Genomic DNA, 15,571 nt, shown 5'->3' with positions numbered 1-15,571 from the left:
TCTCTATCGCAATGCCAGAGCCGCAATTCGGTGGCGACGGACCGGCCAGAGTGGGAGTTGCCTCCAGTAATCAACCCGGTATCGTGTGCTCGCGATTCGTCGCCTGGAGGATACATGCGTCAGCAGACAAAGCCGTTTACCGTCGAAATCAAGCAATCCCGAAAGCTCAAACCGACCGACCGCAAAACCTCGATCTGGGGCAAGCTGGACCTGACACCAGATCAGGGCGCGCTCAAGCAGAGAGAGCCGAGAGAGGTGTCGGCCGTTGGCGGATGCAACGACCGACGCTGATTTTTAAGCCGCGACTTTCTCATCAGCTGCATCAGGCTGCAGATCGTGCAGGAAGGTGACTGCCCTCTGCGCATGAGCGGCCGCCTGAAAAATCGCCCGCCTGTCTTCGGAAAGCACGGCGAGCCATGAGGCAAGGTACGACGCGTGATCGGGCCGTGGCTCGAGCTCCGGTACGATTCCAAGGTCGGCGCATAGGAAGCAGCTGCCGAGCTCGGCAATGAGTTCCTCGCGGGCGCGCTCGCTCTTGTCCTTGGCATAACGGCTGAGATCGCGGCCCACGCGCCGCGGGTTCGCGGTCCAGTGCGTTGCCTCATGACTCAGCGTTGCCGTGTAGGAAGCCGCATCGCGGAAGGTCTGGAACGGCGGCATCTGGATATGGTCGGTCACCGGCGAATAGTAGGCTTGCGTCCCGCCATGGCGGATAACGGCGCCGGTGTTGCGGAAGAAGCGATCGGCATTCTCTATCCGCTCGACCGGATCGAGAGTCGGTTCCGGACGATGGTAGTGATGGTCCGGCAGACCGTCGATCTGGTCCACATTGAACACAGAATACGCCTTCAGGAAAGGGATCTCCCGGTCGACCTCCTTGCCATTGCCGTCGGTTTCCGATTTGGTGAAGCGGCTCGCGAACACCACAGTCGAGCCGGTTTCGCCCTTGCGAACCACGGCTCCGAGCTCCCGCGCTTGCTTGAAGGTCATCCACACCGGAGAGGCGAAACCTCTCGCCATCCCCTCGGACCATAGAAGGAGAACGTTCATGCCCGAATAGGGCTGCCCGTTGTGCCGTAGCGGCCGCGTAATCCTGCCTTGAGTGTTGGCTACGCTCCACGGCTTCATCCAGGGACGAACCCCTTTTTCCAGATCGGCAACGATCCGGTCGGTGATCCTCGTGTAGATATCGCCGCGTTCGCCTTCGGTTTTCCTGTTCATGTCTCAAACCTCCTATTCCGAGCCGCGCCTATCGCGGCCCGTCGCGGAGGTCCGAGGGCAGGAGCGGAAGGGCTTGGAGCGCACCGGAACGGCCGAAACAGCGTGGAGGACGGCGAAGCCGTTGCACCTCACAAGCCGGGCTCCTGCAGGACCGCCGACAGGGACGGGCCGCGATAGGCCGGTTCCTCATTTCCTTGCCTGTTTTTCCCCTGGGGCAGCGCGACATGCGGAAAGGCCGGCCCCTCTTGGGAGCCGGCCGATGGAAGCTGGAAAGATGAGGGTAGGGCGGCACGTGGGCGCCGCCCGGGCCGCTTTACCCGAGGGCGGCCATTTGCGCTTCGGCCGCCTTGCGGTCGAGATTGGCGCCGGGGTTTTCGACCGGGCGATCGAAGGGCTTCCAGGTCTCGCCGACGACCTGCTCGTAGGCTGCGACGGCGCCCTCGGCCGCCATCCTGAGCGCATGAGCCTGGACACCCATGTCGGCCGCGAACTCGCGCTTGCGCTGGGCGGCGCTGTCGTAGCCAACGGGACCATCGAGATCCTCGTCGCGGGCATCGTTGGACGCCTTCGCCGTGGCGTCGCGGGCTTCTGTGACCGCACGAGAGTAGAACTGCCCGGCGCCATGTGCCGATCCGACGAAGGCGCCGACGATGCGCTGGAGATGGATCTGCATCGCCCGTTCGCCGAGGCCCTCCGCCAGGCTGTCGGCGGTCTCATTGATCAGTCGCTCATGCAGGTCGCGGATGCCGTCGCTGTCGACCAGTGCGGTTCCGAAGCTTTCGGCGATCTTGAGCGCCTGGGCGCTGTCGGGGCAGGTGAGGCGGACCATTTCGAGGGTCGCACCCTTGCGGAGTTGCACGACGCGGGCGGAAGAGCGGTTGGGGGTCGCGGGCTTGGCCATAACGGTTTCCTTTTCGGTTTGGTCCGAAGCGGTTCCGGCCCCGTGCCGGTCTGCCCTTCGGTGCGGTCAAAAGGAACCGGCGAGGGACGGGCGATTTCACAGGTCCGGAGCGGCTGAGCGAGCGGAGCGGGCTTGCGACCAAGCGGGGGCACCCTGCGCGGGACGCGGGTTCGCTTTGCGCAGCGAGGCTGTTTTGGCCGCACCGCGGCGCGAAAGCGGCCTTGAAACGACCGGCCGCCGGTTCAGACCGCAACGAACACGAAGGGCAGGCCGGCACGGGGCTGAGACTCTCCCCGAAACCGAATGTGGGAAACGATGGCCATCCTCGCAATGCCTCTCACCAATACGCGGGCACACTCCGCAAATGCGCTGCCGGCGGCTGCCTCTCACGCTGCCTCTCGCCAAACCGCGTCACCGAGCTTCAGCCGTAGCGTGGTGATGGCACGGTCCTGACGCTCCAGTTTCCGGATGAGCGCCTCGAGTTCGCCGCGACGTTCGAATGACAGGCGATCGAGGTGATCCTGAAACAGCATCTCATCCGACCGAGTCCATCGTGAGCCGGAGCGCTTGTGCGTGCGGTTTTTGGCTTTCGCCTTTTCGGTCACGGCCAGGCGCTCAGCGCGTGTGGCAATCTGCCGATGGACGAGATCGAGATGATGGCGCGTCTGACGACGCGCCGCCTCCATGCGGGAAAGGAGCACCCACGGACTGATCGGGGTCATGTCCCGGTCCTCCGCCACTGCCAGCCGATGAAGTCCGAAGGACCGTCATAGACGGCGTGACGTTGTTCATCGATGACGAAGCCGAACGGCCCGCGGGTTGCATATTCGGCGCTCGGAACAAGAAAGCGCCGCTCGTCGGCACGTTGGTCCCGCATGCCGCCGCGCGTGGCGACCACCTCCGTCATATCGGCATAGTGGCTGGAATAGATCGCCGAGACGACGACCCAGTCGCCGGCATGCCTGCGCTCGAAGGCTTGCCGGTCCTTCGTCCAGGATTGGCCGGACCCGAGTTCGCGCCCGTGGATCTCTTCCCATGCGGTCGGCCAGCTGTTGCGGAATGTCTCGTCCGCACCTTTGCGCTCGTATGAGGTGAAGAGCTCCGGGAAGGAGAGGGCGACGATGGCCCATTCGGCATCCTCCTTATATGATGATTGGTCAAGCCATTGGCTCTCCATTCCTGTTCTCCATCGGTTGTTTTCCAGTATCCAGGTGAACCCAGGTCTTTCCTCGGCCTATAGACAGCCGGGACAACCTTATATTCGGTCGCTGCATGAGCAGCGGTTCCACATTCCCGCATTCGATGGGCTGGGTTCAGGAAGGCGCGACCATCCTCATACGCGGCGGCTTAGGCCAAAGAAGACTTCCGGTTCGCCTGCCTGGATCTGCCGAAACTGATCAGGCTTCGGTAGATTCCGATGTGGGTGAGGTTCTATGCATTCTTCAGCCGCGCGCCATCGATCACGATGCCTGCGGTCACATATTTCCAAAGCGCGACAAGCAACTTGCGTGCGAGCGCCACGACAATCTTCTTGCGCTGCGCTGAGCCACTCGATGCTGCTCGCTGTCGGAACCAGCCGGAAAGCGCGGATTCCGGTTGATGACGCAACCAAAGCCAGGCCACCTGTATCATCGTTGTTCGCAACCTCGGATTGCCTGCCTTCGATACGCCTTGATCACGATCGACGGAACCGCTTTGCCACGGCGTCGGCGCCAATCCCGCATAGGCGGCAATCTGCCTGCGGTTATCGAAGTGGCGGTAAAAGCCTTCTGTCCAAAGCAGCGACGCGAATTCAGGTCCAATGCCACGCACGTTCTCGAGCATGGAGACAGCGCTATTTACCTCTTTCCGTTGGCACGCAAGAAGCTCATCGCGCTCTGCCTCAATCGCCTTGATCTGCTCGATGACCAGTTCGAGACGATCAAGTTCCCGCGATATCTGGGCTTTCAGGAACGGTGGGAGCGAACGGCCATCGCCGGTGCGAAGGTCTTCGAGACGCGACCGCCGATCTCGGTTGAGAGGCCGATAGTCGGATATACCTTGAGCAAACAGCAGTCCTTCTATTCGATTTGCGTGCGCCAATCGCTCCACGACCAAGGCTTTCCTTTCCCGAAGAAGCCTACGCCGATCTTCTTCATCATGAGACGGAACTCGAACCATCGCGCATGTGCGCGGTTCACCACGTTTGAATGCCATCAGTGCGCGGATGAGTATTTCGCCGTCGATGCGATCGGTCTTGGCTCGGCGTGCCTTCCTCGGAACTGCGATCGATGTTGCGTCCACGACGTGGCTTTCGAGGCCTTCGTCAACCAACACGCGGTGGATCCAGAACCCGTCGAGACCGGCCTCTTGGATGATAATCACAGGAAACCACAATCCCGTTTTACTGTGCACTTTGGAGCGCAGGTTAGCGATCAACGAGAGCAGTTGACCGACCTCGCCGACCGGGAGACCCTTGCGTGACATCTTGGTGTCTGTGGCGGGAGCAAATGACGTGACCAGCCATGTAGACTGGCTCAGTTCCACGGAAACATAAATTGCTTGCCCTACGTCCGTCGCAGCTTCCGCCTCGCGCCCAAATGCCGTTTCCATCATTGCTGTCCCCTACAGTGATCGGTGGCCCGAGCTTTCCCGCTGGGGGCACCGCGGTCAATCATGGGACTCGTACCAGTGCGAGGACTTTCGCAGCAACGGGGAGACGCGAAGATTCCGTTCGGCCGACAGATGAAACCCGCCATGGCCAGCCGTCATATGGGACACGATCCCCTCCGCGTAGACGGTCGCAAGCTGCGACGGTCCCCAGGGCGTACTGGCCGTCATGCGGGTCTGGATCCGCCTCAGGGCGGATAACTCGCGCTTGTGCTGGGCCGTCTCGAAGACCCGGGCGCGAAAAGCCGCCTCATCCTCGAGGCGGCCATCGTGACCGTAGAAATCTGCGCGCGTCAGCTCGGAAAGCGGATGGACGAGCCGCCAAGCGCTCGCGAGGAAGCTCGCGCCATCGCGCGCCGGCATCATTGCCAGATGCGTATCGCCGATCCGGGCGACCGGAAATCCGTCGGCGCTGACGCCGAATTCCACGTCCAAATCCTCTAAAGCCGATACCGGCTCATGCTGAAGTTCTGAGGTCCTCATGCGGCGGCCCTCCCTTCGACCTGAGCAGCCGCAACCTCGTCGGCGGTCACCTCTTCGAGCACGGCGTTCGGATAGCCGTGTTCTTGCAGCCAGACCGCGGCCGCCTCGCGATTGTCCGCGAGATGGACAAGTTCCGCGTTCGAACCGGCGCGATCGAAGACGCGGATCGAACCGAGGGCGGGGCGCTCGAGCACCTTGAAGGTGAGATCGGAGTCGAGGCCGAAGGTTCGGTGAATGCGCATGACGATGGTGTTTTTCCCGCCGAAATCCGCCTCATGCAGTGTGAAATAGCCAGGCGAGTTGTAGTTTCCGGAGCGCGGACCCTCCTTGCGGATCAGCCGGCCCTTGCTGTTGCGCGTCTGCCAGGCCGCGAGCTTCTTCTTGAAGCGCTCGGGCGGGCGGGGTGTGCCATCGGACCAGGCAATGATGGAGCCGATCGGGACGAGATCGTAGATCAGGGACGCAGACATTGGACATCTCCTTGAAATTCTGCGGTGTTCATGGAAACGAACCGCCGCCGGTGATGGCCGGCGGCGGGGGATCGATCGGAAAAGATGGGAGGGCTTCGGCTATTCGGCCGCGATGCCGTAGGCGGTCTCGACCGCGTCGTCGGCGCCGTCACCGGCTTCCGGATCGGCGACAGCAAAATCGGCCTCCTCGCCGGCGACGCTGCCGTCAGCAAGTTCGCCTTCGAGGCGATCCGTTGTTTCCTCGGAGGTCACCGTATCGTAATCCTCCACGACCTCGCCCTGCTTGATCAGTTCGGCGAGATCCTTCGGATCGGGGGCAAACAGGGCGGCCGGATGGACGAAATGCCCTTGCTTGAAGTGCTCGACCAGTGCGGCACGGGTCTCGCGGACCCTCGGGCGGGGGAGAACCGAGGTGCCCTCGCACGAAGCCTCGAGCGCCTGCCGCGACAGGCAAAGCAGGAAGTCTTCTGTGCCCATGTTCGGGAGGTATCCGTCCGCGCCGATGGCGTCGCCGGCTATGCGCGACACGATGCCGCTGTTCGACATGCCTCGGCGGCACGACAGCACATCGACCAGCATCGAGCGGGTGGAAACCCGCAAGGTGTCGCGGTCGAAGGCGAGCTTGCCGTCAGCGTCGAGCAACCGAGCCGCATGGCGGGCGAACCGCTTCGCGCCGAAGACGTGGTCGTTTGCCCCGGAGTCAACCCGGACATTCATGCCGGCAAAGGCGAGGACAAGGAGGGCCATCAGCGTGTCGTCCTCGATCGGTGCGCGGGCGAGCGCCTCGTGCAGCGCGTCGGTCCTGAGGTCGCCGATCATATCGAGGCCCTTCTGCGTGACGTCGGGACGCTGCTTCGGCCCGTCGATCGCATCCTCGCCAGCGGTGTCGCCACCTCCGACGACCGCTCCCTTGCCCTTGGTCTTCTTCTCCTCGGGCATCCGGTAATGCACGGTTTGAACCTTGCCGTTCCGATCCAGATACATGGCGGTGTGGTCACCCTTGCCGGGCTTGCCATAGACGCGGCTTGCCTTTTGCGGCAGCTTCACCTCGCCCCATTGAGAAACCTCGGCGATCATTCCCTTCTTGGGCAGATTGTTCGTCATCCACTCCTGCTGGGCGCCGAGATAGGCTTCGACATTGGTGGTGTAGCGGCTGTCCTCGTCCGCGGGAGCGAACAGATCCTCGATCCATTCGATGCCGTAGGCTTCTCTGAGATCGTCACCGAAGCTCGCATCCTTGGCATACATCCGGGTCTTGCTCAGCGCGTTGGCAATCTGCCACCATGCGGCGGGCTGGCCCTTCTTCGGCTTCTGCGCCTTCCAGACCTCCTTCTGCTCATCGAGGTGTGCTGCCGCGATCGTGCGGAGCTGCTGCTCATTCGGCATGTCGCCGAACGCCATCTGGTCGAGCATCGCCGGTAGGACGTTGGCGAGCAGGCGCAGCTTGCGGATTTGCCGGACGGGCAGGGCGAGTGCCACCGCAATTGCTTCCTCGGTCCAGTCGAGTGCGACCAGGCGTTCGATGCCGCGCCACTGGTCGACCGGGTTCAGCGGTTCGCGCGCAATGTTCTCGACCATCGACCGCATGGCGCCATTGTCGTTTGCGGCTTCGACGACGAGCACCTCGATTTCCTCGAGGCCTGCGGCGATGGCCATGCGGGTGCGACGATGACCGGCTTCAATGACGTAGCCGTTCCCACCACCAACTTCGGGAAAAATGACGGGCGGCTGGATGATGCCGACGGCCTTGATGGTGGCGAGCAGCAGCGCATCGGCCTGCGGGGTGGATTTGGATTGCCGGGTATTGTCCGGATTGTCCTTCAACGAGCGCGGATCGACCTTCATGATATGCATGGGATTTTCCTCTTCCGGGATGCGGGGACGCGGCCTCTTGCCGGTCCTTCCTGTCTTCATCTCTTTCCGAAGACACTTTCCGAACCGCAGGACGGGCGGACCGGCGCAACTGCGGCCGAGCGTCCCTGCTTCGAAGGACAAGCGGGGTGCCTCGCGCCCTGCGCGGGACGAGTGGCCGGGATGCGGAGGCGGCGGTTGAGCGCAAGCGGCGACGGGACGACCGATCTGCGACCGGTTCTCCTCCCGGATTTTCCTCTATCTTTTCCCCACAACGACAAGCTTGATTTGACACCATTAAGGTGTCATATAAAGTCATGGAGAAAAGGCGCCCGACATACGATCTCGAGGCCGTTAAAGCTGTTTTGGGGTCGATTTCGACGCTTGCCATCACGACGACGGCGCTGCGGGATGCCGCCTCATTGGGCTACGACCGCGCCGGCATCGTCGCGACCATCGACACCATCGAGCGCCGTATGTTCTACAAGTCGATGACAGCGAACGCAGACCATCGGGTATGGCAAGATGTTTATCATGTGCCGGTCCCCGAGCACGGCATGGTGCTTTATGTGAAATTCCAGGCGGACGTGATCACGGAATTCCGGATCATGTCATTCAAGGAGAGATGATAATGGCGGTTGCAGCAAATATACTGCCCGAAACGATGATCTCACCGGAAACCGGAGAGACGCTGCGCCGGGACGTCCGACCGTTTGTCGTGACCTACAAGGGCAAGAGCAAAACGGTCGACCTGCCGGGATATTATCCCGATAGCGGCGACGAAGGTGTTCATGTCGGCAACGACATGGAGGCAACGGACGCGGCCTTGCGGGCGTTGAAGGAAGAAGTTGAAGGCATTCCCTCTCCGTCGACAATCCGCAGAGTGCGCAAAAAACTAAAACTGTCGCAACGTGAAGCAGGCGGCATCCTGAAGGTTGGTGAAAGCGCGTTCGACAAATACGAGCGCGGCTTGGTCGAGCCAAGCGGCCCGACCAGCCAATTGCTGCGCCTTCTCGACCGGCATCCGGAACTCATCGAAGAGTTGCGGCAACAGGCAAGCTAAGCGGCAACAGCAGCGGCTTCGTCCGTACGCCTCGCATCATCGGCGAGGGCCTGATCGATGTCGCGGAGCTGTCTGCGCTTCTCGGCAAGTTCATCCGCAAAGGGGAAAACGCCGCCTTCACGCGAGCGATAGGAGGCAAGCCGCCGACGCGCTTCCTCCAAGCGGTGGCGATAGCGTTCCCGCTCCTCGTCGAACCCGTCGAGCGCGTGCTCGAGGCGGGACACGGCGCCGAGCGGCGTCACCGTCACCGCAAGATCGATCTCGTAATCCGCGCCGGTGCGCTGGAGCGTGGTGAGGTAACGATAGCCATCACCCTTTCCGAAGCGCTCGCCCTCATAGACAAGATCGAAACCCCCAATGCTCGCCAGATGAACCTCACCCTCCTGCTGCAGTTGGAGAAGAGTGAGGATTTCCTTCATCAGCGCGCGGCCGGCATCCTTGCGCTCCTGGTAGGCTTTGCCGAGAACGGTCATCGCGAAAGCGTCGCCGGTAGTCGGCACCAGCCGGCCGATATCCTGGCCGATCTCCGCGATGCGGCGGGTCGAGACCTCGATGTCGCCTTCCGCATCGCGCATTTGCCGGCGGACCGCATATTGGTCGTCGTCATGGGCGGCGCGCAGCCGTTCCAGACGGGCGACATCGGCCTCCAGTCCAGCCTTCTGCATCAGCCGTTCGTCACCGGAAGCGATGGCCTTCGCCATGGCGAACTGGTTGGCTTGCCCTTCACCGAGATCCTCGAGCCGGCGGATCGATGTATCACCGCTGAGCGCTGCCGCGATGAAGCGGGCCTTGCGCTCGTTGTTCTGCCACATGGAAGCATCGAGCGACCCTTCCGTGGCATAGGCGAAGATATCGACCACGTCATGCTGATTGCCCTGCCGGACAATTCGGCCCTCGCGTTGCTCGATGTGAGACGGCAGCCACGGGACGTCGAGATGGTGCAGCGCTTTCAGACGGAGCTGCGCATTGACACCCGTGCCCATTGTCTCGGAACTGCCGATCAGGAACCGAACCCGGCCGGCGCGCACATCACCGAAGAGCCGCTGCTTGGCCTCGGTTTTCTTGAAGTCCTGCATGAAAGCGATTTCGCAAGCGGGAACACCGAGCCGCACGAGCTCGTCGCGGATCCAACGGTAAGCCGAAAAGCCGCGGGTCTTCTCGACATTGATGGTGCCGAGATCGGAAAAGATCATCTGCGCCGCACCTGGCAGCTCGTAAGCCTTGCCGTCCGGGCGAATAAATGTGGCCTCGCTGGTCTCCTGCCAGATCCGGAAGGCGTTGCGGACGAGGAGGTTGAGCTTGTTGTCCTTTTCGTTATCGTTTACCGGGATGACGAGGCGCAAATCGATCGCCGCATGGCGGCCGTCGGTGATGACCGAGAGCAGGATATCGTCGCCGGGCTGTGCCGGTCCCTCGCGCATCTCGATCGCTTTGATACGGGCATCGAGGATCTGCTGATAGGCCTTGAAGGCCGGCGTCGGTTTAGCGGTGAGGATCTGCCGCCGGCCGGTGGAGATATCAGGCACCCTGACGAATTCGCGAAGATCCTCCGGCATGACGACATCGGCGAAAGCGCGGAACATCGCGATCAGTTCCGGAACATTGACGAAGCTCGCGAACCGGCTGACCGGTTTGTATTTGCCGGAGGGCTGTATTTCGAGCTCGGTCGTCGTGTCGCCGAAGCACGATGCCCAGGCGTCAAACTCGTGCAGACCGCGCTCGGCAAGCGCTTCGTGTCCGAGCAGGCGTTGGATCGAGAACATCTCGCCAAGCGTGTTGGTGATCGGCGTGCCGGAAGCGAGCACCAGCGCCCGGCCGGGATTCTTGGTTTCGATGAAGCGGGATTTGACGTAGAGGTCCCAGGCGCGCTGCGAGCCGTTCGGATCGATACCCTTCAACGTCGACATGTTGGTCGCGAAGGAAAGCTTCCGGAACTCCTGCGCCTCGTCGACAATGATCTGGTCGACACCGATTTCCGAGATTGTGAGAAGATCGTCCTTGCGAGTCGCGAGGCCCTCCAGGCGTTCCTGCAGACCCTCTTTCAGTCGTTCGAGGCGCTTGCGCGAGACGCGATCCTCGCTGTCGACCTTGGTCAGCAGATCCTCATAGAGTTCGAGCTCGTCGTGGATCATCTGCTGTTCAAAGGCCGACGGCACAGCGATGAACCTGAACGCCGAGTGCGTGATGATGATCGCATCCCAGGTGGCGGTCGCCGCCCGGCTCAAGAATCGCGCCCGCTTGTCCTTGGTGAAGTTGGTCTCGTCCGCCACCAGGATGCGGGCATTGGGGTAGAGGGCGAGGAACTCACGCGCCGCCTGCGCCAGGCAATGGCCGGGCACGACCAGCATCGCCTTGGCGATCAGACCGAGGCGATGCTGTTCCATGATTGCGGCCGCCATCGTCATCGTCTTGCCGGCGCCGACGGCATGCGCGAGATAGGTCGAGCCGGACGAGATGATCCGCCAGATGCCGCGCTTCTGGTGCCCATAGAGAACAAAGGCGCCTGAGGCGCCAGGAAGTTTGAGATGCGAACCATCGAATTTGCGCGGCGCGAGGTTGTTGAACCGGTCGTTATAGACCCGCGCCAGCCGGTCGGTGCGATCCGGGTCGGTCCACACCCAATCCTGGAAGGCCTGCTTGATCTTCTGCAGCTTGTCGCGCGCGGCTTCGGTATCGACCACGTTCAGGACGCGCCGCTCGCCGCCGGCGTCCTTGAAGACGTCGAAGATCTGCGGAACGCGGCTGTTCAGTGCGTCGGCGAGCAGTTCACCGGCATCACGGCGGCTGGTACCCCATTCGGATGTACCGGCGGCACTGTAGCCAAGCTGCCGCGCCTCCACGGTCCAGTTGCCAAGCTCCGGCATATGGTGGATCCTGATGTCGGCGCCCATCCTCTCCTTGACGAAAGCCACGACATGGCTCGCCGGAATCCACGGCGCACCCAGACGTGCGGTGATGTCGGAGGGGCGAAGGTCGCCGGGCTGTACGGCCCGAAGCGCACGAACGTTGCGCTCATAGGCTGGATCCAGTCCCGCGGCCGCTTCAGCGACAGCGAGCTTGGTGCGGACCGGGCCGGCGAGATAGGCGTCGGCCGTCTGCCAGGACCCGTCGTCAGGATCCCGGAAGATTGAATCGCCGAGTTCATCGACGACCGCATCGGCATGTCTGTGCAGCAGTTCGGCGATATGCTCGATATCGACGCGACCACGTTCGTTGAGGACAACAGCGAGTGCATCGGCGGCGCTGGTGATTACCGGCGGGGCAGGGGGCGAAATCACCCGTTCGGAAAAGATCGGGCCGGGCTTGGCCGTGTCGGTGTCGAGATCGTAATCCTCGATTGAGGCGACCAGCCAGCAATCGGGGTCGTCAAGAAAGGGCTGCAGGTTCGGGCGGCGGTGCGTTTCGCGCACCTCGCCGGTTTCGGGATCCTCAGTGATGCTGACGGTGGTGTGGTTGATCGGCCCGAAATCGCGCACGAAACTCGACCAGGCGATTCGTAGGCGAACCTGCAGATCGCGCCACGGCCGATCCTGTTCCTGGGCCTTCAGCACATCGCGCACGGCGTCGCGGATCGGGATCAGTTTCTTGATGATGCGGACGTGCTTTTCCGGCATGCCGTCGCCGGTGCGGCCCTTGCGCACCTGGACTTCGACCGGCGCGCCGTCGACCATCTGCATGAGACCGCGTCTGATGTCGATGAGGAAGCTACCCTCCCGGACCTGTCGACTGTCGGGGCGAAGGTCGACGATCTCGCCGAGCTCGGTCTCGAGGTCGATGTCGATTTCGGTCGGCTCGCCGTCATAGCGGCCCTCGGGAAGCAGGAGGATCGCCTGCTGCAAAGCCGCCTCAAGGTCCTCGCCGGCACGCGGTCGGCAGGTGTAGGTCTCGCCAAAGGGGCCGGAGGTCAGGGCATGATCGCCAAGCACGAAATCAGGATGTCGCGCAAACCAGCGGTTCACCCGAATTGCGCCGTCGTCTTGCGTCGCCGGTCGCACCTCCTCAAGGGCGAGCCAGGAGAGGTCTCCCTCAGCCTCCCCGGTCTTGCGCTTGCGGAAGAAGAGCAGGTCAACCACGACGTCCGTGCCGGCATCGCGGCGGAAGGTGCCCTCCGGCAGGCGGATCGCGGCGATCAGGTCCGCGGTTTTGGCGATGTGTTCGCGTGCTGTCGCATCCGCCTTGTCCATCGTGCCGGCGCTGGTGACGAAGGCGCCGAGCGCGCCGGGTTTCAGGAGGTCGATCGAACGGGCGATGAAATAGTCATGCAGCCGCAAGCCCAGCGAGCGATAGGCCCGGTCGGATCGGACGGTCCGGTCGGAGAAAGGCGGATTGCCGATGGCGAGATCGTAAATCGGCGCCAGATCGGCGCGCGCAAAGTCGCCGTTGATGATCCGCGCCTTCGGCTGTAGCAGGCGGACGATCCTGGCGGTGACAGGGTCAAGCTCGATACCGGTGAAGAAACTCCGATCGCGCAATGCTTTCGGCATCAGCGCGGGGAACAGGCCGGTGCCGATGCCAGGCTCGAGCACCCGGCCGCCACGCCAGCCAAGGCGCTGCAAGCTCGCCCAGATGGACCGGATGATGAACTCCGGCGTGAAATGCGCATATTGCGTGCAGCGGGCAAGGGACGCGTAGTCTCCCTCCGAAACCGCACTCTGGAGCGAAGTGCCAAGCTCGCTCCAGCCGGCGCGGAAGTCAGGCTCGCCCGGACGACGGAATATCGTGTTCGCAAGTTCCGATGCGCCAAAGCCTGTAAAGCGGATCAACCGCTGCTGCTCCTCGCGAGTGGCCGGCCGGTCCTGCTTCTCGATGTTGTTTGCGATCAGGATCGCCGCGACATTGATGCGCGCCCGTTCCTTCCACGTCGCCGCAAGAACGCGATCGGCATCGTCGAGGTAGAAGTTGGACCGGCCGCCCTGTCGCCGCGGCGCCGGACGCTTTGCCGTCGCGACCGGCAAGGCCGGGGCAGAAGAGGGCGGTGTCGGTTCGGGGTCGTCGTCATTGGCAGCAACGGCATCGAAACCGCCAAATGCTGTGACGCCGCCGAGGCCAAGGCCGGACGACAGCGCGCTGCTGCCGAACATGTCGAGAGTGAAGGGATCGTTGCTCATGAAGTTCTCCTCGGGAAAGGCGAGCGTCATCACCCGCGGAAAAGCTCGCGGGATTGAAGTACGCTCTGGGTTCAGGGATTGGTGGCCTGACGGGGGCCGGTGGTCTCAGTGATCAGGACTTCGCGATCAGGGTGAGCTGCATCGAGTCCTGATGAAATGCGATGCGAAGGTGCGTCGCCTCTGGAGCCGCCGCCATCATCGGTTCCAGCTGTTCCGCGTCGATGAAATCGACGCCGTCGTCGCCGCCGAATGTCCGGCGTTTGACGTCGAACCAGTCGTCATTGGTGCTGGGATCGCACTCCTCGGCATAGACGACCAAGGGCTTGGCGCCATCGAGCAGCTTGCCGTTGGACATCAGATAAACGCCGTGATCGCCGACGAGCCAGAGGCCCGGCTTCTCGTCCTTGCCAGGGCGCAGGCCGTAATAGAGATCACGAAAGCCACCATTGGCCTCCGCATCGGCCCGACCGCGGGCAATCACCGCGCGGACGGATGTGAGCGGGAAGGAAAGCATGGCGCGACCTCCTTCATGCGGCGATCGGCGAGGGGAGGTGGCGCAGTTGCACCGGCAGCTTGGCTGCGATTTCGTCGTCGGAGAGATCGTCCAGCAGCTTCAGGGTGCTGCCCGTCTGGCCGCCGTAAAGCATGATCGTGCGCTTGCCACGCGACTCCTCCGGCCAGCGCTCGCCAGCATAACCACGATAGTCGTCCGCCGTCATACTCCAGATATGCTCAAGCCGTTCCTCGCGCGACATGGCGCGCACCGGCCGGCTCTCGCGCTCGATGATTTCGACCCGCATGCGTTCAACGGCCTGGCGGTCGGAAAGATCGCAATAGCCATGGAAATGCCGGATGACGCCGTCGATCCGCAGCGCAAAGAACACCGATGTCACCGATCCTGTCAGAAACTCGCGCATCGCAAACATCGATCCACGGATCCAGAGCGGCGGCAGGATTTCGAACATGTAGTCATGTTCGGTATCGGCGATCTCGAACCATTCGCCGGCATAGAGCGGGGCAGCGTCATCCTCCCAGCGGTTCGGACGCTGGGCGTGACGATCGAACATCCGGTACATTTGCTGGCGTGAGGCGACGCCCTGGAAGACTTTGCGGATTGCGGAAGAGGGATTCATCTGCGGCTCCTTCGGAGTGGTTCCGGACCGAAGTGCGGCACTGTCCTTCCGACCTTGCCATCCTCTTCAGTCCTTCATGACACCTTCCGGGCCGCCGGCATCGCGACCGGCCGGGTCAAGGGCCGGCTCCGCCGGGCGAAGCCTCCCTTGACGCGGGCGAAGCGAATGCGGCACGCCGCCTTCCTTCCTCTCCCTCCTTTCTTTCTCCCTGATTTTCAGGGCCTCGTTCCAGTCGTCCGCCGGCGGGCGAAGGCGCGACCAGTTGCAGCCGACGTCGTCAGCGAGCGCCCGTAACCGCTCGGCAAACATCTCGCCTTGCGGATTGGCGTCTGTCGCCGCAACTAGCAGAGCCTCGGGCCGCGATGCCATCTGCCGCAGCGCCGCCTCCGTCGACGGCGACCATCCGCCGCCGGTGCTGAGATAGAGCGTTCCATCCCGCAACCCCTCGATGGCGGCGAGGCTCATGGCGTCGATCGCAGCTTCCGTGACAGCCAGGCGCAACGCCGTGTCCTGCCCCAGGCGGAAGAGAACCTTTGTCCCTCCGGAGGCAAAACCGCGATACTCGGGACCCCGCGCCTCCCAACCGGTGACGGCTCCGGCGCTGTCGGTATGCGCTGCCCACATGCTGGCATATGGCCCCTCGCGCAGACGATCTTGCCGGATCGCGGCGCGAAGCAAAGATGCCGGCAGGA

At 62.8% G+C, this 15,571-nt stretch carries 15 protein-coding genes; 3 read left to right on the top strand and 12 right to left on the bottom strand.

The features are described 5' to 3' along the window. The first annotated feature begins 114 nt into the window (after positions 1–114). The gene (locus PIB16_RS21465; RefSeq protein WP_162854295.1) at positions 115–291 is read left to right on the top strand and encodes a hypothetical protein; all 177 of its coding nucleotides are present in this window, start codon (positions 115–117) and stop codon (positions 289–291) included. A gap of 3 nt (positions 292–294) precedes the next feature. Here the strand turns inward: PIB16_RS21465 and PIB16_RS21460 are convergent, their stop codons facing one another. The 8 genes from PIB16_RS21460 to PIB16_RS21425 all read right to left on the bottom strand — a co-directional run bounded on the left by PIB16_RS21460 (position 295) and on the right by PIB16_RS21425 (position 7,578). After that, positions 295–1,221: an ArdC family protein gene (locus tag PIB16_RS21460; RefSeq protein WP_142859629.1), complete on the bottom strand. Its 927-nt coding sequence runs from the start codon at positions 1,219–1,221 to the stop codon at positions 295–297. A gap of 313 nt (positions 1,222–1,534) precedes the next feature. Then, positions 1,535–2,122 carry a hypothetical protein gene (locus PIB16_RS21455; protein ID WP_142859631.1) on the bottom strand — a complete coding sequence of 196 codons (588 nt, stop codon included), beginning with the start codon at positions 2,120–2,122 and terminating at the stop codon, positions 1,535–1,537. Between the two features lie 386 nt (positions 2,123–2,508). After that, entirely contained in the window at positions 2,509–2,844 is a 336-nt protein-coding gene (locus PIB16_RS21450) for a hypothetical protein (RefSeq protein ID WP_142913689.1), read from the bottom strand. Next, a complete protein-coding gene (locus PIB16_RS21445) occupies positions 2,841–3,299 on the bottom strand; it encodes a DUF7007 domain-containing protein (RefSeq protein ID WP_333780003.1) in 459 nt (152 codons plus the stop codon). Before PIB16_RS21445 ends, PIB16_RS21450 begins: the two co-directional genes overlap by 4 nt. A 254-nt stretch (positions 3,300–3,553) precedes the next feature. After that, positions 3,554–4,714, bottom strand: a complete 1,161-nt coding sequence (locus PIB16_RS21440; protein WP_271046325.1) for an IS110 family transposase — start codon at positions 4,712–4,714, stop codon at positions 3,554–3,556. A 57-nt stretch (positions 4,715–4,771) separates the two neighbouring features. Next, positions 4,772–5,254, bottom strand: coding sequence for a DUF7007 domain-containing protein (locus PIB16_RS21435; protein WP_271046317.1), 483 nt, complete (start codon positions 5,252–5,254; stop codon positions 4,772–4,774). Beyond that, the gene (locus PIB16_RS21430; RefSeq protein WP_142859637.1) at positions 5,251–5,724 is read right to left on the bottom strand and encodes a hypothetical protein; all 474 of its coding nucleotides are present in this window, start codon (positions 5,722–5,724) and stop codon (positions 5,251–5,253) included. The genes PIB16_RS21435 and PIB16_RS21430 overlap by 4 nt, the downstream gene beginning before the upstream one ends. Before the next feature lie 99 nt (positions 5,725–5,823). Further along, complete coding sequence (locus PIB16_RS21425; protein WP_142913687.1) at positions 5,824–7,578, bottom strand: ParB N-terminal domain-containing protein; 1,755 nt, start codon at positions 7,576–7,578, stop codon at positions 5,824–5,826. A gap of 314 nt (positions 7,579–7,892) precedes the next feature. On the opposite strand from PIB16_RS21425, the gene PIB16_RS21420 reads away from it, so the two are divergent. Beyond that, positions 7,893–8,204 carry a type II toxin-antitoxin system MqsR family toxin gene (locus PIB16_RS21420; protein WP_142859641.1) on the top strand — a complete coding sequence of 104 codons (312 nt, stop codon included), beginning with the start codon at positions 7,893–7,895 and terminating at the stop codon, positions 8,202–8,204. A 2-nt stretch (positions 8,205–8,206) separates the two neighbouring features. After that, positions 8,207–8,638: a type II toxin-antitoxin system MqsA family antitoxin gene (locus PIB16_RS21415; RefSeq protein WP_142913686.1), complete on the top strand. Its 432-nt coding sequence runs from the start codon at positions 8,207–8,209 to the stop codon at positions 8,636–8,638. Here the strand turns inward: PIB16_RS21415 and PIB16_RS21410 are convergent. The 4 genes from PIB16_RS21410 to PIB16_RS21395 all read right to left on the bottom strand — a co-directional run. Further along, positions 8,635–13,746, bottom strand: a complete 5,112-nt coding sequence (locus tag PIB16_RS21410) for a DEAD/DEAH box helicase family protein (RefSeq protein ID WP_142859644.1) — start codon at positions 13,744–13,746, stop codon at positions 8,635–8,637. The genes PIB16_RS21415 and PIB16_RS21410 overlap by 4 nt on opposite strands. A 112-nt stretch (positions 13,747–13,858) precedes the next feature. Then, positions 13,859–14,260 (bottom strand): DUF3085 domain-containing protein, encoded by a 402-nt coding sequence (locus PIB16_RS21405; protein WP_142859646.1) that lies wholly within the window; start codon positions 14,258–14,260, stop codon positions 13,859–13,861. Between the two features lie 13 nt (positions 14,261–14,273). Further along, a complete protein-coding gene (locus tag PIB16_RS21400) occupies positions 14,274–14,879 on the bottom strand; it encodes a DUF1419 domain-containing protein (protein WP_142859647.1) in 606 nt (201 codons plus the stop codon). 66 nt (positions 14,880–14,945) lie between these two features. Then, positions 14,946–15,571 (bottom strand): DUF3991 and toprim domain-containing protein (locus PIB16_RS21395; protein ID WP_271046316.1); only part of this gene is annotated, 626 nt, incomplete at its 5' end.

It is taken from the genome of Agrobacterium sp. ST15.13.015 (assembly GCF_027871645.1).
Taxonomy (GTDB): Bacteria; Pseudomonadota; Alphaproteobacteria; order Rhizobiales; family Rhizobiaceae; genus Agrobacterium; species Agrobacterium leguminum.
The sequence above is the reverse complement of the archived record's forward strand: the minus strand, read 5'-3'. Positions and strand labels throughout refer to the sequence as shown.